This is a genomic window from Burkholderia sp. BCC0097 (assembly GCF_902832985.1).
Taxonomy (GTDB): Bacteria; Pseudomonadota; Gammaproteobacteria; order Burkholderiales; family Burkholderiaceae; genus Burkholderia; species Burkholderia orbicola.
Map to the genome: position 1 here is coordinate 72,754 of NZ_CADFDM010000011.1, position 18,400 is coordinate 91,153.

Below are 18,400 nucleotides of genomic sequence, written 5' to 3' on the forward strand. Positions count from 1 at the left end.
CGTGCCGCCTGGCCTGTACCCGAATTCCATGTCCGTTCCGTCCTCGCTTCCCCCCCGCCGTGTATCGGTCGCGCCAATGCTCGACTGGACGGACCGCCATTGCCGTTCGTTCCACCGCACGCTGACGCGCAATACGTGGCTGTATACGGAGATGATCACGACGGGTGCGCTGCTGTTCGGCGATGCCCAGCGGCATCTTGCATTCACGCCGAGCGAATCGCCGGTCGCGCTGCAACTGGGCGGCAGCGAGCGAGACGACCTCGCCCGCGCGGCGAAACTCGGCGAGCAGTGGGGCTACGACGAAATCAACCTGAATTGCGGGTGTCCGTCCGAGCGCGTGCAGCGCGGCGCGTTTGGCGCGTGTCTGATGAACGAGCCGCAGCTCGTCGCCGACTGTGTGCGGGCGATGCGCGATGCGGTGTCGGTGCCGGTGACGGTCAAGCACCGGATCGGTGTCGATGCGGTCGAGGATTACGCGTTCGTGCGCGACTTCGTCGGCACGGTGGCCGAGGCTGGTTGCGAAACGTTCGTCGTGCATGCGCGCAACGCGATCCTGAAGGGGCTGTCGCCGAAGCAGAACCGCGAGATCCCGCCGCTCAAGTACGACTATGCGTATCGGTTGAAGCGCGATTTTCCGTCGCTGGAGATCGTGATCAACGGCGGTATCACGACGCTCGACGAAGTCGCGCAGCATCTCGAGCACGTCGACGGCGTGATGCTCGGGCGTGAGGCGTATCACAACCCGTACGTGCTGGCGGAGGTCGATGCGCGCTTCTACGGGGCGACCGCAGCGGTGCCGACGCGCGAAGAGGCCGAAGCGCAACTGATTGCGTATTGCGCGGCCGAGCTGAAGCGCGGCACCTACCTCGGCGCGATCGTGCGGCACGCGCTCGGGCTGTATCGCGGCATGCCGGGTGCGCGCGGCTGGCGTCGCGTGCTGTCCGACAACAAGAAGCTCGCACGCGGCGATCTGGCCGTGTTCGACGAGGCCCGCGCGCATCTGAACGAAGCCGAAGAAATTTTTGAAAAAAAGGCTTTGCAAGATTCAAAAGTGTTCGTATAATCTTGTTCTTCGCTGCTGAAACAAAACAGCGAAACGAAGCAAGCAGTATCAGTGGTGGCTGTAGCTCAGTTGGTAGAGTCCAGGATTGTGATTCCTGTCGTCGTGGGTTCGAGTCCCATCAGCCACCCCAAAGAATTCCAAGCAGTATCAAGTAGTTAGAAACGGCACTGAGATTTTATCCAGTGCCGTTTTTGTTTTGGAATTCCACAAAATGGAATTTAAAGTGCCTTGCGCTTCACGATCTTGTTGCGATCGTAGACACGCGCAGTGGTCGCCGGATTCGCGTGAAGGTCAGGCAATGTGCCGCTCTCGCGCTTAAATTGCGTCGCGTAGTATGCGCGCAGATCATGGAACGTAAATCGGCTCGCGATTACCTTCGCCTCGATCGCCTCGTTCATCAACTTCCCCCAGAACCCCTTAAAGCCGTCTCGCGTGTAGTGCGTGCCGAACTTCGTCGTGAAGACGTAGAGGCATTCCTTGTCGCCGCGCACGGCCTGCAGCCGGTCGAGCAGCTCAGCGAGCGGCGGCGTGATTTCGATTTGCTCGATCACCTCGCCGCGTTTTTTGCCGCGCTGCTTCGCGCGTTTGATCCGAATGTGCCCGGCCGCGCGGTCGACCTGCGGCCACGACAAGTCAAGAAATTCGACCTTCCGGTTGCCGGCGAGCGCCGCGTATTCGGCGGCCATCCCGATCATCGCGCGCTGGCCGCCCTGGGCCGCGAGCCACGACGTGAACGCGTGAAGCTCGGCCGGATCAGCGGTTTCGGTGCGAGGCTGCTCTTCGTTGCGCCGAACCTCGCGGCACGGGTTCGTTTTCGCCTGACCGAACTCGATCGCGAGGCCGATCAGGTTCGAGAGCAGGGCGATCTCGCGATTCGCGCGCACCGGCGCATCCTTTCGTTCCTTCCGGAGATAGCGTGCGACGTCGGGCGCTTCTATATCGGATGCGCGCGCATCCTTGAACCTGAGCAGCAGCGGGCCCGAGCACTGCGTGTAGTCTTTCCGCGTGTCGGGCGAGTAGCGCTTCCAGCGGTCCGTTTCCTGAAACTCCTCCCAGAGCTTGCCTATCGTGCCGGTGTCGCCGGCCGCGCCGATGATGTCCAGCACCTTCCTGATGGCGGCGATCTTGTCCATGCCCAGGCTGATCGGCTTCCCTCCCGGCGGATGGTATCGGTAGCTGATGCCCTTCTTCCGGGGGATCGGCTCCATGCGCGGTAGCAGCCCGTCGCGCAGGATGTTCTTCTTCCGTTTCATGCTGCGGTTTGCCAATTGATGGATGATTTTCGCTGCGGCTCTTCATTGCGGCGATTAACCTGTTCCCACGTGAGCATCGGATGTCCGTCGGCTTTCCGCGGCGCATCGATGCCCAGCGCCTTCTTGATCCAGCGCGCCTGCGCCGCTCCCTGTTTCAGGCCGCCCGTCAGCTCGACCAGCTCGTCGTTTGTCACGATCGGCATATCACTCTCCCGCGCCGAGGCGCTTGAACTCAACGACCCACACCCACGGGTTCTCTGCCCAACCGTAGCCTCGGGAGGCATTGAGCGATTCCCAGAGGTCGCGATAGGCGGCGCGTGCCGTCTCATGGGCAGCATCCCGATGAGGCGATCCTTTCCAACTCGCCACCTTTCCGCCATAGATGGCATACGGCTCGACTCCTTCTGCAATGGAGTCCGCCTCGTTGATGTCCTGCAGTCGCTCGACGCGCACGCCGGTTACTTCGAGCAGCGTCCGCGCGGCGGCGCGCGGCATGAAGATAGACGGGCGGCGCCACCACGTCGGCAGAGCGCCGCCGCGCGCGGCGTTCGGCACCGCGCCGTCGAAGCGGTACTCGCGGCCGGTATCCAGCGTCATATCGATGAAGTGCCACTCGTCGCGCTCTTTCTTCTGGCTGTAGCGCGTTTCCCAGCGGCCGTACGCGATGAACGACTCGCGCACCCACAGATGATCACCGGCATAGCCGTACGGGCTGAGGCCGTTTTCGCGTAGTGCGACATATTCGGTCGTGAAGTTGGCCGAGTCCAGCCAATTCAGCGCCTCGCCGCGCACCACGCGCCGTGTCTGCGACTTCCGGCCGGCGCGCGCGGCGGCCGACATCGGCTCGTTGAAGAGGATAGGGTGCTCGGTCATCGTGCCTCCGGGAATTCGTCGTGCGTGCGGCCGTCGAGGCGGCGGCCGGCGGCGCGCTTGCCGATTCTGTACACGGTCGGCTCGTCGTCGTAGCTCAGGCCGTCGTGCTCGCCGGGCGTTATCGTGCTGAACGACCATTCGTCGCCGAACCAGTCGGCGACACTCTCGGTGCGCGTCGGCGGCCCACCGCAGTTTTCGCCCGGCGCCCATTCGCCCCATTGCTTGAACAGGAACGGGACACCGGCGGCCGCGCACTGGTCGCGCAGCGACCGGGCCCAGTCCGGATGCATCGGCCGCGCGCCGGCTCCGCTTTCGCCGCCGACGATCACCCAGTCCACACGTGCGCCGGTCTGGTGCCAGTCGCCGAATCGCTGCCAGCGCTCGCCGGCGAGAGCGTTGTGGCCGACGGCCGGTGGGCTGTCGTCGTCATCTATATCGGTCCAGTAATCGCGCGGGACCGAGGCCTCTGCATGACCGTCGCTGATGTCGGTCAGATCCACCGGCCCGAGAAGCGGCTCCATGGATAGAAAGCGCACGCGCGCCGGCACCGCGAGCAGCTTCGGTATGTCGCGATCGGCTTCTTCCTGGTTGACGATCGTCGCGCCGATCCAGATGTTGTCATGCAGTCGCGGTTTTTCGATGCGATCCAGATCGAATTGGTACTGAGCGGCTTCGCCGACCATTGACATGACGTTGCCGATCCGCTTTGTCAGCAGCAGCCAATCGAGATTCGGCGTGCGCTCGATCAGCGTGAACAGGTCGGCACGCCACGCCGGATCGACAGCGTTGTCGAACACGTCGGCGAGCGACGCGCAGAACACGCGCTGGCGCCGGCCGTGAGCGGCGAAGAACTCGGCGTGCCGCGCATTCCAGCGGATCGGCTCGCGCCAAGTAGCGGCCGACGTGCGGACACGCTTTCCGTGCGCCCCCCAGACGACCTTGTGCAGGCGCGTGTCCATCAGGTGCTCGGCGTAGCAGTTGTCGCACCCAGGCGATACCTTCGTGCAGCCGATGAACGGATTGAAAGTGTGATCCGTCCATTCGATTTTGCTGTTCTCGCTCATGCCGCAAGCTCCTCGTCGTCGACGTCCATGGGCTGCTGAAAAATGCGGCCGCGCTCGCCGACAGGGATCGTGACGAGGCCGGCCGCCGCGAGGAACGGATTGCGCTTCATGGCGCTGCGCGCCGCGCGGGCCGCTTCGGTTTTGATTGCTGCCGGGCATGGCACGTCAGGCCCGGTGCCGACCGCCCAGACCGCCCGCCACTGAGCTCGGCCGACGGGCGGGATCCAGTCGACGATCTGCACTTCGGCGCGATGAATCGTCAGCAACTCGCTGACGCGCTGCTGCGATACGCCGCAGCGCTTTACCAGCTCACGAACGGACAGGCGCTCCCGCTCGAGAATGGCGCGCATCCTGTCCCACGCCGGCGTCGCACGCGCCCTGTAGTCGCGCCGCGCCCGCTTGATCTTGAGCACCCTGGTGGCAAAGGTCTGGACTGACTTACGCGAATGACGCGGAAACGCTGCGTACAGAGCCTTGGACGGGATGTGGGACGGATAGAGGCGGGCGAGCAGGCGCGCCTCGGCGGTCGTCCACAGGTTGTGTGTCGACGTCGACATGCTACGATCCTCGAAACAGAACAACTCGGGGTAGATATGGGGAAGGTCTCGCTCGGCGCCTGCGCGCTCATCGTCGTTGTGTTCGCGATCGTGGTCGCCACGTGGATGCTGCGGTACTCGCCAGTAGGCAACGGCATGGTGTGGGATCGCTGGAGTCACGACATGTGCTTTGTCCAGTTCGCATCGCTGGGCAAACCGCTGAAGTGCATGAAAGACGAATAGAGGAGACGGCCGTGGCGTACGAACCGACACCAGGTACCGAACCGTTTGAAAGCGGCGGCGATGTTCACTTCTCGCTGACCGTCGACGGCATCGTCCAGCGCTTCTGCGTTTCGCGCGAGGCGCTGGACGATCACTTCGGTGATCCGCCCGGGACCGCTTCGGACCGGCTTGCCGCCTTCGAGCGTGGGAAAGAGCGGATCTACCAGGCGGCTGCCGGCAAACTGGGCATTCCGGCGAGTGGCGTCCTCGTCGTGGGCACGTTCGATTTCTGACCTTATTGGCCGTCTCCGGCGCGGGCGCCGTCGATGGGTGCGTCCGGAATCGGCATCCAGTGCGTGACGCCATGCACCGGGGCGCCGTAGCGATAGAACATCGGCTTCTGGCTGATCCGTCTACCGAAGAACGCAGTGCGCTCACCAGTCTCCATGGCGGGGTATATCAGCACTTCGACGCCCAGCGATCCGGCTTTCCGGTTGCAGGTTGGTAGCTTCTCGTCAACGCTGATCCACGCCTCCCTGTCGGGCGTGGTGCGGCGAGCGGCTTGCCAGATCGCCCACAGAGCGTTTAGATCGTCGTCAGGAAATGGCTTGTCAAACGCGTCTTCTTCCATCCGGGACAGGTCTGCGAGTGCTGCGCCGAACATCTCGCGCTCATCCATGGTGCTTCTCCTTGAGGCCGCGCCAAGACTTGGCCTGCGATGCGGCCTGACCAGACGGCACTGCGTTCGCAGACTTAATGTCGCCGCGCATTGCACACCATCGCTGACCGTCCCATTTGGCAAATCCGATTTCCAGGTCGCAAGTGCCGAATCGATCCGTTTCTACCAGCATCGATGCCGGATAGACGCCGACATGGACCGGCTTGATATGCGGCGGGAATTCCTCCGTCAGCATGTCATCGGCGACCTTCATGCTCGCACCCATCCTTTCGACGTCGAGCGGATATTCCCAGCCTTGCGCACTGCCTGAAGGCGCCGGTCTACGATGCGCCAACCCACGACCTCACCGAAGGTGGTCGGTCGACATTCCTCGCGCGCGAGTCGCTCGCTTTCCTCGCGCACCGCGCCGGTATTGACCGCTGCAAACTTCTTCGGCGTCTCGTCGATCGACGCGACGATCAGCGCGTCGAGCTTCTCGTACTTGCTCATGATGGGTCTCCTGACTCGGTGCAGGCGGTACACACGCCGCGCCACTCGCCGGTCGCGTCGTGGACGTCCCCCGTTCCGTCGCAGGCCGAGCAGCGCGGCGTCAGCTCCGGATACAGCTTCTCGCGCAGGTGCAGGGGCAGCCCGGCCGCGCGGATCTCGAATACCTCGACGTCGGTCAGCTTCATTGGATATCACCTGTGCTGATCGCGTCGACGGCCTCGACGAACTTCCGATGCTCGTTCTCGCGCGCCCACCACGCAAACATCACGTATCGCTTGACCCACATCTCGGACGGTATGTCGAATCGATCCGCGCCGGTGAGATTCGGGCTGGAGAACGCGACGGGTTGCGTACGTTGAATCGCGCGGCGCTGCGTGCGTTCCACGAACACCTCAGGCTCACCGTTTTTCATCAGCGCACGCCAGCGCGTACCGTCACGGTGGTCGTCGGGCGACGCATCGGCGCGTTGCTTCGGCAGAACCGGATGCTCGGTCAGCACGTCGAGAAGGCCGTTCGCTGCCTCGCGGTCTTCCTTGCGACCGGAATTACGCAGGCATGCCTCGGCGCGCTCGATCTTGTCGCGTTGGTCGTCGGTGATCGAGGAGCGCGGCTCCGGCAGCTTCAGTTCGCCGCGCTGGATCTTGATGGCGTTGTCAAGCGCGTCGATGTGTTCGTTGGTCAGCACCTGTGCGCGGTCGCACTCGATCACTGCAAGCGCGGCCGCGATGACGCCTGCCGATGCATGCGGCTCCGGCTGGCCCGGCTGGGCGGCGAGGGCCCGAATCTCGTCCGCGCACCTGTCGGCCGCCTCCGTCATGAAGTCGTAGCGACCATCGCGAGCACTTTGCGCCGCCTGATTCCATTTCTCGGCCAGCGCGTCGACGAGCTTCGCACATTCCTCAATTGCTGCGGCGCGAACGCCTGCGGTCAGCACGTTGTTATTCGGCATGGTTAGCTCCTTTCCCTGTTCCGTCGCACCATGGGCATTGCTCATATTTCCTGAGCCAGCCAGACCCGCCGCAGTGTTTGCAGACGCACTTCATTGCTTGGCTCCTTGGAGAAGGGCGCGAATTGTTTCTGCTTCCTGCGAACCGTGCGGGCACCAAGCCATTGCTTTCTCAAGGTCGCGTCGTTGCTCGTCCGTCAGCCCGAACCGAGCGTCAGCCTGCGAAGCCTGAGCTTCGAGGCATTCGTTCCAGCCGTCGCGATGGCCCATCGCATAGTCCCGAGCGTCTGCCTGCGCGGGAGGCTGCGGAGCGCCGTAGACGACGCGCGCAAGTGCCGGATCGCTCTTGACGCGCTCGTAGTATTCCCGCGTCGTATCGAGCCACGCACCTTCCTCGGTGAGGATCTGGTAGATTGCCGCTGCGGTCGCGTGCGCCGGCACGCGTCGGTACAGAGCATGTGCGTACGGCGTCACCGACGATGCTGATGCGCCGCCATCGCGCAATGCCTGCTGCTTCTGCATATCGGTGATCACGCGGCCGTCGTCGGTTTCCCATGCGCGCACATCTTCCGTCGATTGCGCGGGCACGGCATAGGAAACGCACTGCTCGATCGCATTGATCGCGCAATTGCGCAGCTCATTCAACGTCGCGACGACGGCATCGGGCTCGCCTTCCGGGCTGTTGCGGTCAGGGATTTCGCATACGTTCGTCAGGAACGTTTCGAACCAATGCGGCAGCGCCATCATCCCTTCCGCCCCTGTTCCGTTCGCGGAGCATGCGCAGGCAAAGGCGAGCGCTTCGAGCCACGTCGCACGTTGGCTGTCCCACACGTCCGTAGCGACACATTCGGTTTCAGGACGGTCGTAGCCCATCAGCTCCACGAACGCCGCCCGCTCATCGGTCGACGCGGGTGCCGGTGAGGTATGGGCAAGCGCACGTGCCTCACGCTCGACCAGTTCAAGATCAATGCGAGCGATCCCGTGCAAGCGGTGCTGTATGGTCGGCGCTGCTGCGGGCTGTTCGACTGGGGATGCGGCGAGCGCGTCGTAGGCGATCTTCCGCATGTTGAGCGCGTCCATGTTGGCCGGATCGGTGATCGGGAATTCGGCGATAGTCCTCAGCGCATCAGCGCGGATCACTTTCGGACTCGTCCCATTGCCGTCGCTGGCGCGCACGTCGACAATGCCTTCGGCGGTCGGGGTTGCTGCCTCCGTAAGGGTTTTGTCCGTGCCCGGCCGCTGTTGCACTGCCTCGCTCGCCTGTTCGGGAGCGGGGCTTTTTTCGTCGTGGGTGGTCATGGTGTGGTCCTCGGTGGTCAGAACATCTGCGGCGCGACCGTCAGCGCGATCGCGATAGGGCGCACCCAGACAGGCGTCGACGACAGCTGGAACGTCTCGCCGGATTCGGCGAGCAGCAGCGTGGTGCCCATCACTTCCGCGATCGCCTGTGCGGCGTCGGGCGGCACGGCGTTGCCGATGCGCTCGCGCCACGCCTGGTCGGACAGTCCGTCGAGCTCGAGATACTCCTCCGGCTCGACGAGTGACTGGAGCACCGCGAGCTCGAGCGTGGTGAACGGCCGGTGCCACGTACCGTCGAGCGCGCGGATCACGGCGACGGTCTTCTCGTTCGCCGCGGGCATGCGCGGATCGGCAACGGACCAGCGCCCGTTGTCGTGGCCGGCAGCGGCCGACACCGCGCCGCTGTGCTGGTCCCAGCCGACGACGCCATAGTGGCCGCCGGTGAGATACGCGTCGCCGCGCTCGCGGCGCATGCCCGGGCGCGGATCGGCTACGGCGAACGCGCCTTGACCGCTGTCGCTGCGCGCGATCACCGTGCCGGCCGGTTCGTCGAAGTCGGTCACGCGGTACTTGCCGGCGCCTTCGAAGCCGGTGCTCGCGCGCGGATCGGCGACCGCGTAGGCGCCCTGGTCATCGCCGCCGATGACCGTGCCGGCGTGGCCGGCCCATTCCGTCACCTTGTACTTGCTGAACAGCGGGCCGGCCGGCGGCCGCGGATCCTGCACGCTCTGACCGGTACCGTGCGCGCTGGTGACGGCGCCGGCGGCGTCGCGCCAGGGGACGATCCGGAATTCGTTGTTGTGCTTGGCCGGGCCCTGGTGGCGCGGGTCCGTGACGCTGAAGGTGCCTTGCCCGGGCGACTTCTGGCCGGTGATCGTGCCAGCGTGGTCGTTCCAGTCGAGTACGCCGTACTGCTGGTATTGCGCGGCGTCGGCCGGCCCGCGCGGGTCGGCGACCGAGAAGGTGCCGTTGCCCGGGCGGCTCGCGCCGGCCACCACGCCGCACGGTTCCTCCCAGCGGTTCACGCCGAGCACACCGTTGTGCATGTCCGGCACGATCAGGTAGTCGCGCAGCTGGCCGTTCTCGACCGCGAGCTTGTTCAGGCTGCGCCAGTCGCTGCCCGCTTCGACGAACGCGAGGCGCACCCACGTTTTCCACTGTAGCGACGGCACGCGGTGCATCGGGCCGGCCGCCTCGACGTCGCCCGGCAGCGGCATGCGGCCGAGCAGCGTGCCGACACCCTGCAGGCGCTTGACCGGCGGCTCGTACAGGCACGCCGGCACCTTTTCCATGTGCCGCGCGACGAGCAGGAATCGCTTGCGGCTCTGTGCGAGGCCGGCGATCACGCCGCAGTCGTGCGTCGTCTCATTCTTGGCATATCCGTAGTGCTGGAAGAGCTGCCCGATCTGGTCCAGCAGGTGGCGGCCGCGCGTCGCGAGCCGGGGGACGTTTTCGAACACGATCAGCTCGACGGGGTCGTCCTTCCATGCCTCGCACATCAGCCACACGCACCGGAGCGTCAGCTCGTTGAGCGCCTGGTACTTCGGCGTGCGGCTGAGCGTCTCCGACAGCAGGCCGGACGCTCCCTTGCACGGCGACGAGATGAACACGCAGTGTGGATGCTGGTAGCCGGCGGCGCGGCGCACGTCTTCGGGTGTGGCCTCGCGCCATCCGGCCGGCGGCTCGACGCCGTGGAACGCGATGTACTGCTCGCGCGTGAAGAGATCCATTACCGTGCACGGCGTGCCGACCAGAGTTTCGAAGTCGCGCGCAGCCGCCGGGTCGTTGTCGATGCCACCGATGCAGCGCCACGTCGCGGTCATGTTGCCGACGCGTGAGGTGGCTTTGGTGAAGCCCTTGGCGCCGCCGCCGAGGCCGCAGCAGAATCCGAAGCTGTTGTAGACGCGCTGATTGTCCATAGGTGCCACAGGAGAAATCGGGAAAAAAGAAGGGCGCCGAAATCGGCGCCCCCTCGAATGCCGCGCGGACCGAGGTAAGCCGCGCGGGGATGCTCTGTCGTTGAGACGTAGGCAGTCAGTCGGACGAATCGACGGTTTCGCTGAACCCGCACTTCGTGCAGGTGTACCGGTTCATGCAGTTGCCAACGTTCTTCCGTTCCATTGCGTGATTGCAGCCGAACCGGAAAACTTTCACAGTGCCGCCCCAGTAATCACCGATCAGCGCGTAGCTGATCTGGTCATGCATAAAGAACATCCGCGCGTCGCCGATCGTCGTGCGCAGCCATCCCGTCGCGACCGGCGTGTAACTGAAGAACCTCGATTTCGCGAATTCTTCCCGCGTGATCTCGGCCCATCCGTTCGGCAGCATGTCGCAGCCGTAGCCGAACTTCGGATGCGGCTCGCAGCCGACCTTTCCGCCCCAGTAGGTGTTCTCGATCTGGCTTCGAAACGCGGCGTCTGCGCCGTTGATCTTGTCAAGCAACATGGCGGGTCTCCGTCGTCTTCGGCAGCGTCGTGTCGAGGCGTCGAATCAGCTTCACGATGTCCTCGGGGATGCGCATCGCATGGCTGCCGTGCATTGCGGCGAACGCCGGCCGCAGAAGGTTGCGTTCATCGTCGCTCAGCTCGGCGTGTTCGAGGCGAGCGAGCGCGCGCCAGAGCGGGTCTTGCGTATCGGTCATCGGGGGTACTCCTGTTGAATGACGGCCACGACGCGATCGCATGTCGCGACGTCGAACCAGCCGATGTGACATTCCTCGTGGTTCTCGATGCCGAGCTGTCCGGCCAACCATAGGTAAGCATCAGTGCGCGTCATCGCGCCGGACTGCCAGATTGGGTTGAACGCAGCTTTCGCGCGTTTCCGCGCTTCGCGGGTCGGCCCGTCGGCTAGCGTGCCGAGGGGGATCGCAGTGAAGGGATGCAGTCCGACGTACGCTCGGCACGAACGACAGAGGAACGCCCAAGGCCACTCGCCGTACTCGCGTCCGTAGATCGCCGAGTTGTTCACGATCTCGACGGGGCCACCGTCGTATGGACATGTCGTCGGAGCCGGCAGTGGATTCTTGACGCGGGTCGTCGCTCGGCGTGACGGGTTCCACGGCGTCTTTTTATCGGTAGCGCCCACGGTGCGTCAGATATGGCAATCGACCACGGTCAGGATCGTATCGTCGGGCAAGCTGTCGAGCAGCTCGTTGACCTTCCGGTTCCAATCGCCGCTGTCGCTTTCGTCGTGTGAGATGCCGAACCATCCCATCGTGCCGCGCCCGTTCCACTGGCCGTCCTTCACGAGGGCATAGGGAACCGTCGAGCTATCACGAGCCTGCTGCACGTATTGGTCGCGCGGCGTCAGGTATTCATCGACGCCATCCCATGGGTTGTCGAGCGCGGCGGCTACCGCCTTCATGACCGGTTGAGCGTGGTATGCGTTGCGCGCGGCGTCGATGTCGCCAGCATGCAGAACATTGCGTACGTGCTCCCATACGTGCCACGTTGCATCACCGCGCGCGGCCGCGGCCTTGTCCCAGCGCTCGCCGGCCTTCTTTCCAGCTGCATCGCGCATGCCACCGAAATCGACATCGCCTTTGCGCGCGACGTCTGCTCGGCCGGGACCATCGTCAGCACATGCGCCCATGAGGCCAGGGCGGCCACGTTGCCCTGTCGCACCGTCCTTCAATTGCAGGAACCCGGACCAGCGTCCCCCGATGACCCACCAGTCCCACTGCTTGCGCGGGTTAGTGCGTTTGACGGCTTTCGTGACGTTGCCGGCCTCGTCGAGCAGGACATATCCGAACTTGTGCGCGCCGTCCGTGTCCAGTGCTTCCCCGAACGGAACGAGCGCCATGCCGTACCAGCCGGAGAGCCAGTCGGAGAATGTCCGCACTTGGGCGGCGGGCACCTCGACAATCTCGTATCCGGGTGGGACGAATCGCATCCGACGGCCAGGTGCAAAGGACGGTGCGTCGGGGTCGGGCTGCGAGAATTCGGGGCACCAATTGCCGTTGTCGTCGAAGAAGCTGTGCAGCGAGCCGTCCGCAGCTTTCAGGCGCGTCTCGGTCTGCGCATCAAACTCGACGCGTGCCTCGTCGGTTTTGTCGACGTCCTGCACGAATTCATCGTCCTCGCCCGTGCATTCGAATTCGTGATACGGCCGGAGTTGCTTCTCGACATCGTCGCCGATGACCAGTACTGAAAAGTGGCTCATGGTGTTCTCAATGGTGAATTTGGGTGATGGTGCGCGCTATCTCGGCATCCACTGCGTGCCGCGCACGATCCGGCCGACCGGTTCGAGCACGAGCACCTCGGATTCCTTCTCGCTGCGCACGAGCGCGCTGCCGCGCCGCTGGGCTTTCTCGAGCGACGCGTGACGCCGCGGCTTGCAATACCTGCCGACCGTCACGAACAGCGGCGCACGCGCGCCGACGGGCCCGAGCGTCAGCTCATCGATGCGCGCTTCGAGTGCTGCCGCGTTCGCGCGCCAGGTATCGGCCTTCAGTTGCGCGGCGTCGCGCTCGGCGGTGAGGCGCTCGACTTCGGCACGCAGGTCAGCGATGATCTGCGCGCCGTCGATGACGCGGGCGTTCGGATCCAGTGACTTCTCGACCAGGCCGACCGACACCAGCGCTGGAGCGGCATCGTCCGGTGCCGTGTCGCTGGTCGGCGCGGCTGGCGTGGCCGGCTGAGCTGCGCGCGCGAGCCAGTACACGTACTCGTTGCCGCCGCCGGCCCGCTTCTCGCGTTCGACGATCGCCTCGCCGAGCATCCGGTTCAGCTCCTTCGTCACGTCGAGATGGGGGAGCCCGGTTCCGGTCGCCACGGCCTTCGCCGTGGCTTCCGACATCGCGGCGAGATACTTCTCGATGTCCTCTCTCACGCTGCCTCCCGTATTGCGTGCTGCGCGGCCGGCGCGACCTGACCGTCCTCGACCCAGAATGCTTCGATGGCTTCGGGCAGGCCGCCGGGCGGCGTCTTCAGGCTCATGAACACGAGCGCCGTGTCGATCTGCTCGGTGTAGGCCAAGTCGTCGAGCCAGTAGAGCAGCCGGTCGCGCTCCGGGCCGACCAAGACGTCGGCGCGATCGAGCACGAGCAGCTTCAGGCCCGAGAAGTGGCTGATCGCCGCGGCGATATGTGCGTCCACGCGCCAGCGTTCCGATTCGGAGAGCAGGGTGTACGCGCGGCCGTCGGCGAGGACTTCCATCTCGGGAGTGATCGTCACGTCGGCCCATTCGGACATCTCGGCAAGGTCCGTCAGGCGCTCGTTCATCGGCGTGAGCGCTTCGCTGAGCAGATCGGCCGGGATGCCGTTCGGCGCGAGTGCGTCGGCGATCGCCTCGTACGCCGCGACGTCGTCGTGCAGCGCCGCGGCCTGCTTTGCCAGATCGGTAGCCCCGGCGGCGCGCCGTTCGATTTCGCGAAGCGTCGCGAGGTCGGTGTCGAGCTGCTTGCGCCGGCGCTGAAGGTCGGCCAATTCCGAGCGCGCGGCGTCTCCGCTCTCGCGCGCGGCGGCCGGGCCGCTGTCCTCCGCGTCGTCTTCGAGCGCCCGCAGCTGCGTCGCAGCCGCGTCCGCCGCTTCGACATCGCGTTTGCGGTTGGCGGCTGCGTTTTGCAGCGTCTTCAGGCCCTGCTCGTACTCCGGCAGCTTCGCGGCAGCTTCATCGTCGCGCGCGCCGGCTGCGGCCGCCGACGACAGAACGCCGTTGAGGTAGCGCAGGAGCGCGCCGCACTCGGGGCACGAGCATTCGGTGCCGGCCGGCGCCGCGCCGGCGCGCACCCGAAGCGCTTCGACCTTGGGCAGGAACTCGGCGACCTGCTCGTCGGCCAGCTGCGCGAGTTCGACCGCCTTCGCGTAACCGGCGGCGCGCGTACGCAGATCTGCGATCTTCGACGCGCGGGCACGTGCAGCCGTGTCCGCCGCGTCGGCCGCGCCGATCTGCTGCTGCAGGTCGCCGATCCGGTCGTCGAGCGCCGCGCGGTCGCCCGTGAGCTTCCGCAACGCTGCTTCGTCGAACTCGACTACGGCCGGCCGCCACGTCGCTCCCTTCTGGCTGCCGTACGTCTCGCCGGTCGCGTTGCGCCACGACTGCTTCGCGCCGCGCGCGCGGTCGGCCGCTTCCTTCTGCGCTGCTTCAAAGCCGGCGCGCAACATCGGCGTGATCGCCGCGAGCCGCGCGGCGGCCGGTGCCGGCACCGCATCGGCGCGAAACCCGAGCTTGTCGAGCAGCCGGGCGCGCATTTCGTCGACGCCGATCTTCACGCCCATCAGGTCGTAGAGGAACGCCCGGCGCTCGGCCGCGCCGAGGTGCGGGAACCGCTGCGCGTCGAGCACCAGCGGAAGGCGCGGGTCCTCGGCGAGCTCGCGCTTCAGCTTGCCGGACGGCAGCATGACGCTGTTCGCCTGCTCGCCGCACGCGACCACGATTTGGCCGCCGTCGGCCCCCTCGGTGACGAGAGAGCCGTATTCCTTCTTCAGCGCGACGCGCACCGTATCGCCGGTGAGCGCCATGCGCACGGCTTCCTGCAGGCTGCTCTTGCCGGCGCCGTTCGGGCCGGTGAAGAGGGTGACGGGCTTCGCGAGCCGGATATCCGCCGTGCGGATACCGAGCACGTTCGCCACGTAGATGTCGGTGATTTTCACGCTTCCTCTCCTTGCGGTCCGCGCGGCCGCAGCACCGTGCGGCCGCCGTCCGAATCCATCGCACTGACGATGCCTTTCGTTTCGAGCAGCTCGACCAGGCGCGCGGCGCGGTTGTAGCCGATCTTGAACTGGCGCTGCACGCTGGAGATCGTGACCTTCTGCTGCTCGATCACGAACGCTTCGACTTGCTGATACAGCGGATCCTCGTCGCCAGCGGCGGCTTGCTGCTCGTGCCACTCCTTCCAGCCCTTCACCCATGCGATACACAGCTCGCCGGCCATCACGGGGCATTCGCTTTCGGGCTTGCCGTCGGCGGCCGCCTGCCGGCCGGCCTGATGCTGTTCGTCGATCTGCGCTTGCGTCGGACCGTCGCCGAGCTTCGGCACCTCGCGGAACTCGGCGTCGACGACGTCGCTGTCGGGTTTGTCGCCATCCATGCCATCGCCATCGCCGTCTGTGTACTCGCGGCCGAGGTCGAAACCGCGTTGATCCGATTCGCCGCGGATCTCGTCCATGCCACCGGTGTGCTCGCCCGGGTTTGCGACGACGACCAGAACGGTTTTCCCGCTCGCTTCGTAGAGCTCGTGCAGGTTCGGCTGCGAACCGCCGAATTTCACGACCGCCTTGACGCCGTCTTTGATCGTGATCTGGTCGAGGTCACCCTGGACGACGATGCGGCCATCGCTCGCGATCAGATGCGTCGCCATCTTCACGTTGTGCTCGACGCGCGCCCGCAGGCGGTCGATGACGTCGTTCTGCTTTTTCTCGGACAGCTTCACCCAGATATCGGGCATCAGCTTCATCTCGGTCACCAGCGCGGAAAGCAGGTCTTTTCCGATGCTGTCGGCGGTCATCTGGAGGACGTTCTTGTCGGTCATGTCGAAATCCTTGGCGGCGGGAGGCGCGTGTTAGTCGGCGTTGATCGGGTTGCGCGGGCGGCGGCTGGCAGGCGCGGCGGTTTGGGCGGCGGCCTTCCCTGCGGCCGCCTGCTCAGCTGCCGCGGTGATGGCGCGCATGCGCGCCGAGGCGAGGGCGTTCAGTTCGGCCTTGGCGGTTTCATCGGGCACGCCGCTGATCGCACTACGGGCGAGGTCGAGGTCTTCGGGCGTCTTGGCGGAGTCGATGTCCTCGCGGATACCGCGCACGAGACCAGCGACGTCGAAGTCGAAGCCGCCTTGACCGTGGCCGCCGTCTTGCGCCGGGCCGTCCTGGGCATCGACCGGATCGGCCTGCGCGGCCGCCGGCGACGCGCCGTGCGTGTGCGATTCCGTCGCGGGTCCCGTTTGCGGCTGCGATGCGCCGCGCGGAACTTCGTCGGCGGGCTCAGCGCGGCCGCCGCGCAGCTCGTCGAGGGTCGTGCTGTAGACCGTGTAGGATCCGTCCGGGGAGACGTCGACGACATCTGCCTCTTCTTCGGACGTGCGACCCATGCCCATGACGATGTCGGGCGCGTGGATGTTGCCGAAGAAGCTGCCCGCGCGGTACTGGAACATCAGCGTGCGCAGCCCGGTCTGCCACTTCGAGCCCGCCTTCCCGTACCAGCCTTCTTCGACGACCATTCGCATGCTGACCGGCGCCGATTCGATCACGGGCATGCCGATGTCCCGGTACAGGTCAAGCATGCGGCCCGCGTACTGGCGAACCTGCTCGGGAGCGAGGCGCGGTTCCGGTGTGCCCCGCGGAAGTGCCCAGGCGATGCACTCGATGTCATCGACCTCGACCTGGCGGTCCTCGAAGATCGGCTTCCTTGCCTCCTTGTTCCAGCCGGTCTTTTCCTTGTATTTGGCCGTGATCTTGCCGCGGTTGATCATCTGGAAGCGCAGCGGCGTGAATCGGCCCGACGCGTTGATTGCCGCGATCACGAACTTGCCGGACCAGCGCAGCTTGCCCTCGATCATGTCGGCGTTCTGCATCACGGCCGTAATCGACATGCGGACGGCGCGCGCGACCTCGATCGCGACGAGACAGTTGCCGATCGCAGACGGGTTCTCGACCCAGATTTCGTCGCCGTTCGCCTTTTTCAGGTTGTGCGACCGGAACTGTGCCGGAACAGCATCGCTGCTCGCGTAAGCCTTGGCGATGCGGTTGGCCAGGACAAAGCCGCGCTCGGTGAACATATCGACGGCTTGGTCGGGTGTCAGGGAAGGAACGCCGCCGGCGGCCTTGACGTCTTGCAGTTGAACGGGGGTGCTCATCTTGATGTGCTCTCGCTATTCGTGAAATTGACAGATGCCGTAGCGCGGGCAGTATTTCTGGTCGCACAACAGCGATTTCGGATTCGGATAGAAGCGGCCGGAGCGGAACATGTCGGCCGCGAACTGGATCAGGCCGGGCGTTTCCTCGGTGCCGATCATCACGCGCTTGGCGTTCTTGACCGGGGCGGTCGCGACCTCCGGCGTGCCCTTCGTTTTGAGCCCGATGATCTCGGCCGTGTCGGCGATCAGCTCGCCGGTCGTGTGCTCATAGAGCATCTCGTAGGTGCCGATCTGTGGCCCGTGGCCCTTCGTAACAGCGACACCCTGCGCGACGGCCTTCGATCCGCTCTTCAGGTCCGCGATGCCCGGGCCGAGTGCCGTGCGACGGACACGAGCGCGGTCCATCGTGCCGGTGAGGCGGATCACGATCCCGCCGCCGCAGTCGATGTCGAGCGGCTTCGTTTCCATCTCGACCGCGACGAAGTTGTACCGAGGCGTGATCTCGAGGCAGTACTTCGTCGTGAGCGAGATGCCGATGCGCTCGGCTTCCTTCAGGTTGAGATCGTCGCTCGCCGGGTTGTACTCGTTCGACGGGTCGTGCAGCTTGTCGACGAATGCTCCGGCCGCGTCGTCGACGGTCAGGCCGGAGCCGTCAAGCACGCTCTGGTCATAGGCGGCCGTGCCGGCGTGGATCGCGGTACCGAGCGCGGCGCGCAGGCCGACGACGTTGCGCATCTTCAGGAGGTGGATTGCCTCCCACCGGTAAGCGCACTCGAAAAGTGCGCCCCAGCTCGACGCTCGCACGGTATAGACCGAGGGAGTCATGCCGCACCTGCGGTTTCGGCGTCGACGTCTGCGGCCGGCGCCGGCATCTTCTCGATGCACACGTACGGGAAGCGCTCGGGGAACGGTTTGATGTGCTTGTAGAAGTGCGAGCCGAGCGAGTCGGCGGCCTTGAGCGCGTCGAAATTCGCCTGCTTGAAGCGGGTGTAGTGGTACAGCGATGTCCGTGCGCCGGTCTTGCGATCCTTGAAGCGGACCGCGAGCGTTTCGGACTCGGCGTCGTAGCCGATGCTATGGATCTGCGACGACTCGACGGGGAGAGTGTCGATGGTTTTCATCTCGGATGCTCCTGATAGAGTGGGCGGGACGTGCGCGGGCAGCACGCAGACTCACGGCGCGGCGGCA

At 65.4% G+C, this 18,400-nt stretch carries 25 protein-coding genes and 1 tRNA gene; 4 read left to right on the plus strand and 22 right to left on the minus strand.

Annotated elements, in window-relative coordinates:
- The first annotated feature begins 76 nt into the window (after positions 1–76).
- Both dusA and HWX07_RS30710 read left to right on the plus strand, forming a co-directional pair.
- Positions 77–1,063: a tRNA dihydrouridine(20/20a) synthase DusA gene (gene dusA / locus HWX07_RS30705; protein ID WP_244130055.1), complete on the plus strand. Its 987-nt coding sequence runs from the start codon at positions 77–79 to the stop codon at positions 1,061–1,063.
- 54 nt (positions 1,064–1,117) lie between these two features.
- A tRNA-His gene (locus HWX07_RS30710) sits at positions 1,118–1,193 on the plus strand.
- An 88-nt stretch (positions 1,194–1,281) separates the two neighbouring features.
- Here the strand turns inward: HWX07_RS30710 and HWX07_RS30715 are convergent.
- The 5 genes from HWX07_RS30715 to HWX07_RS30735 are packed head-to-tail and all read right to left on the minus strand — an operon-like array spanning position 1,282 to position 4,810.
- Positions 1,282–2,316, minus strand: a complete 1,035-nt coding sequence (locus HWX07_RS30715; RefSeq protein ID WP_175878841.1) for a tyrosine-type recombinase/integrase — start codon at positions 2,314–2,316, stop codon at positions 1,282–1,284.
- Entirely contained in the window at positions 2,313–2,519 is a 207-nt protein-coding gene (locus HWX07_RS30720) for a DUF4224 domain-containing protein (protein ID WP_175878842.1), read from the minus strand. Before HWX07_RS30720 ends, HWX07_RS30715 begins: the two co-directional genes overlap by 4 nt.
- 1 nt (position 2,520) lies before the next feature.
- A complete protein-coding gene (locus HWX07_RS30725) occupies positions 2,521–3,189 on the minus strand; it encodes a hypothetical protein (RefSeq protein WP_175878843.1) in 669 nt (222 codons plus the stop codon).
- Positions 3,186–4,253, minus strand: a complete 1,068-nt coding sequence (locus HWX07_RS30730) for a phage Gp37/Gp68 family protein (protein WP_175879053.1) — start codon at positions 4,251–4,253, stop codon at positions 3,186–3,188. Before HWX07_RS30730 ends, HWX07_RS30725 begins: the two co-directional genes overlap by 4 nt.
- Entirely contained in the window at positions 4,250–4,810 is a 561-nt protein-coding gene (locus HWX07_RS30735; RefSeq protein ID WP_175878844.1) for a hypothetical protein, read from the minus strand. The genes HWX07_RS30730 and HWX07_RS30735 overlap by 4 nt, the downstream gene beginning before the upstream one ends.
- A 36-nt stretch (positions 4,811–4,846) precedes the next feature.
- Here HWX07_RS30735 and HWX07_RS30740 point away from each other — a divergent pair, with 36 nt between their 5' ends.
- Both HWX07_RS30740 and HWX07_RS30745 read left to right on the plus strand, forming a co-directional pair.
- Entirely contained in the window at positions 4,847–5,032 is a 186-nt protein-coding gene (locus tag HWX07_RS30740; protein WP_175878845.1) for a hypothetical protein, read from the plus strand.
- 11 nt (positions 5,033–5,043) lie between these two features.
- Positions 5,044–5,304 (plus strand): DUF1488 family protein, encoded by a 261-nt coding sequence (locus HWX07_RS30745; RefSeq protein WP_175878846.1) that lies wholly within the window; start codon positions 5,044–5,046, stop codon positions 5,302–5,304.
- Positions 5,305–5,306: 2 nt separating this feature from the next.
- On the opposite strand, the gene HWX07_RS30750 is transcribed toward HWX07_RS30745, so the two are convergent.
- The 17 genes from HWX07_RS30750 to HWX07_RS30830 form a co-directional block, all read right to left on the minus strand.
- On the minus strand, positions 5,307–5,690 hold the full coding sequence (locus tag HWX07_RS30750) for a DUF551 domain-containing protein (RefSeq protein ID WP_175878847.1): 384 nt from the start codon (positions 5,688–5,690) through the stop codon (positions 5,307–5,309).
- On the minus strand, positions 5,683–5,943 hold the full coding sequence (locus HWX07_RS30755) for a hypothetical protein (protein ID WP_175878848.1): 261 nt from the start codon (positions 5,941–5,943) through the stop codon (positions 5,683–5,685). Before HWX07_RS30755 ends, HWX07_RS30750 begins: the two co-directional genes overlap by 8 nt.
- Positions 5,940–6,179 carry a hypothetical protein gene (locus HWX07_RS30760; protein ID WP_175878849.1) on the minus strand — a complete coding sequence of 80 codons (240 nt, stop codon included), beginning with the start codon at positions 6,177–6,179 and terminating at the stop codon, positions 5,940–5,942. Before HWX07_RS30760 ends, HWX07_RS30755 begins: the two co-directional genes overlap by 4 nt.
- Positions 6,176–6,364: a hypothetical protein gene (locus HWX07_RS30765; RefSeq protein ID WP_175878850.1), complete on the minus strand. Its 189-nt coding sequence runs from the start codon at positions 6,362–6,364 to the stop codon at positions 6,176–6,178. The genes HWX07_RS30760 and HWX07_RS30765 overlap by 4 nt, the downstream gene beginning before the upstream one ends.
- The gene (locus HWX07_RS30770; RefSeq protein WP_175878851.1) at positions 6,361–7,128 is read right to left on the minus strand and encodes a hypothetical protein; all 768 of its coding nucleotides are present in this window, start codon (positions 7,126–7,128) and stop codon (positions 6,361–6,363) included. Before HWX07_RS30770 ends, HWX07_RS30765 begins: the two co-directional genes overlap by 4 nt.
- A gap of 90 nt (positions 7,129–7,218) precedes the next feature.
- Positions 7,219–8,424 carry a hypothetical protein gene (locus HWX07_RS30775; RefSeq protein WP_175878852.1) on the minus strand — a complete coding sequence of 402 codons (1,206 nt, stop codon included), beginning with the start codon at positions 8,422–8,424 and terminating at the stop codon, positions 7,219–7,221.
- Between the two features lie 17 nt (positions 8,425–8,441).
- Positions 8,442–10,343: a DNA cytosine methyltransferase gene (locus HWX07_RS30780; protein ID WP_175878853.1), complete on the minus strand. Its 1,902-nt coding sequence runs from the start codon at positions 10,341–10,343 to the stop codon at positions 8,442–8,444.
- Positions 10,344–10,458: 115 nt separating this feature from the next.
- Entirely contained in the window at positions 10,459–10,869 is a 411-nt protein-coding gene (locus HWX07_RS30785) for a hypothetical protein (protein ID WP_175878854.1), read from the minus strand.
- A complete protein-coding gene (locus HWX07_RS30790) occupies positions 10,859–11,065 on the minus strand; it encodes a hypothetical protein (RefSeq protein ID WP_175878855.1) in 207 nt (68 codons plus the stop codon). The genes HWX07_RS30785 and HWX07_RS30790 overlap by 11 nt, the downstream gene beginning before the upstream one ends.
- Positions 11,062–11,508 carry a zinc-finger-containing protein gene (locus HWX07_RS30795; RefSeq protein WP_175878856.1) on the minus strand — a complete coding sequence of 149 codons (447 nt, stop codon included), beginning with the start codon at positions 11,506–11,508 and terminating at the stop codon, positions 11,062–11,064. Before HWX07_RS30795 ends, HWX07_RS30790 begins: the two co-directional genes overlap by 4 nt.
- Positions 11,509–11,514: 6 nt before the next feature.
- Positions 11,515–12,585: a hypothetical protein gene (locus tag HWX07_RS30800; protein WP_175878857.1), complete on the minus strand. Its 1,071-nt coding sequence runs from the start codon at positions 12,583–12,585 to the stop codon at positions 11,515–11,517.
- 36 nt (positions 12,586–12,621) lie between these two features.
- The gene (locus HWX07_RS30805) at positions 12,622–13,254 is read right to left on the minus strand and encodes a 1-pyrroline-5-carboxylate dehydrogenase (RefSeq protein ID WP_175878858.1); all 633 of its coding nucleotides are present in this window, start codon (positions 13,252–13,254) and stop codon (positions 12,622–12,624) included.
- A complete protein-coding gene (locus tag HWX07_RS30810) occupies positions 13,251–15,017 on the minus strand; it encodes an AAA family ATPase (protein ID WP_175878859.1) in 1,767 nt (588 codons plus the stop codon). Before HWX07_RS30810 ends, HWX07_RS30805 begins: the two co-directional genes overlap by 4 nt.
- Complete coding sequence (locus tag HWX07_RS30815; protein WP_175878860.1) at positions 15,014–15,895, minus strand: DNA translocase FtsK; 882 nt, start codon at positions 15,893–15,895, stop codon at positions 15,014–15,016. Before HWX07_RS30815 ends, HWX07_RS30810 begins: the two co-directional genes overlap by 4 nt.
- Positions 15,896–15,925: 30 nt before the next feature.
- On the minus strand, positions 15,926–17,212 hold the full coding sequence (locus tag HWX07_RS30820; RefSeq protein ID WP_175878861.1) for a hypothetical protein: 1,287 nt from the start codon (positions 17,210–17,212) through the stop codon (positions 15,926–15,928).
- Between the two features lie 15 nt (positions 17,213–17,227).
- Positions 17,228–18,037 (minus strand): PD-(D/E)XK nuclease family protein, encoded by an 810-nt coding sequence (locus HWX07_RS30825; protein WP_175878862.1) that lies wholly within the window; start codon positions 18,035–18,037, stop codon positions 17,228–17,230.
- Positions 18,034–18,333 (minus strand): KTSC domain-containing protein, encoded by a 300-nt coding sequence (locus HWX07_RS30830; protein WP_175878863.1) that lies wholly within the window; start codon positions 18,331–18,333, stop codon positions 18,034–18,036. Before HWX07_RS30830 ends, HWX07_RS30825 begins: the two co-directional genes overlap by 4 nt.
- Positions 18,334–18,400: the final 67 nt, after the last annotated feature.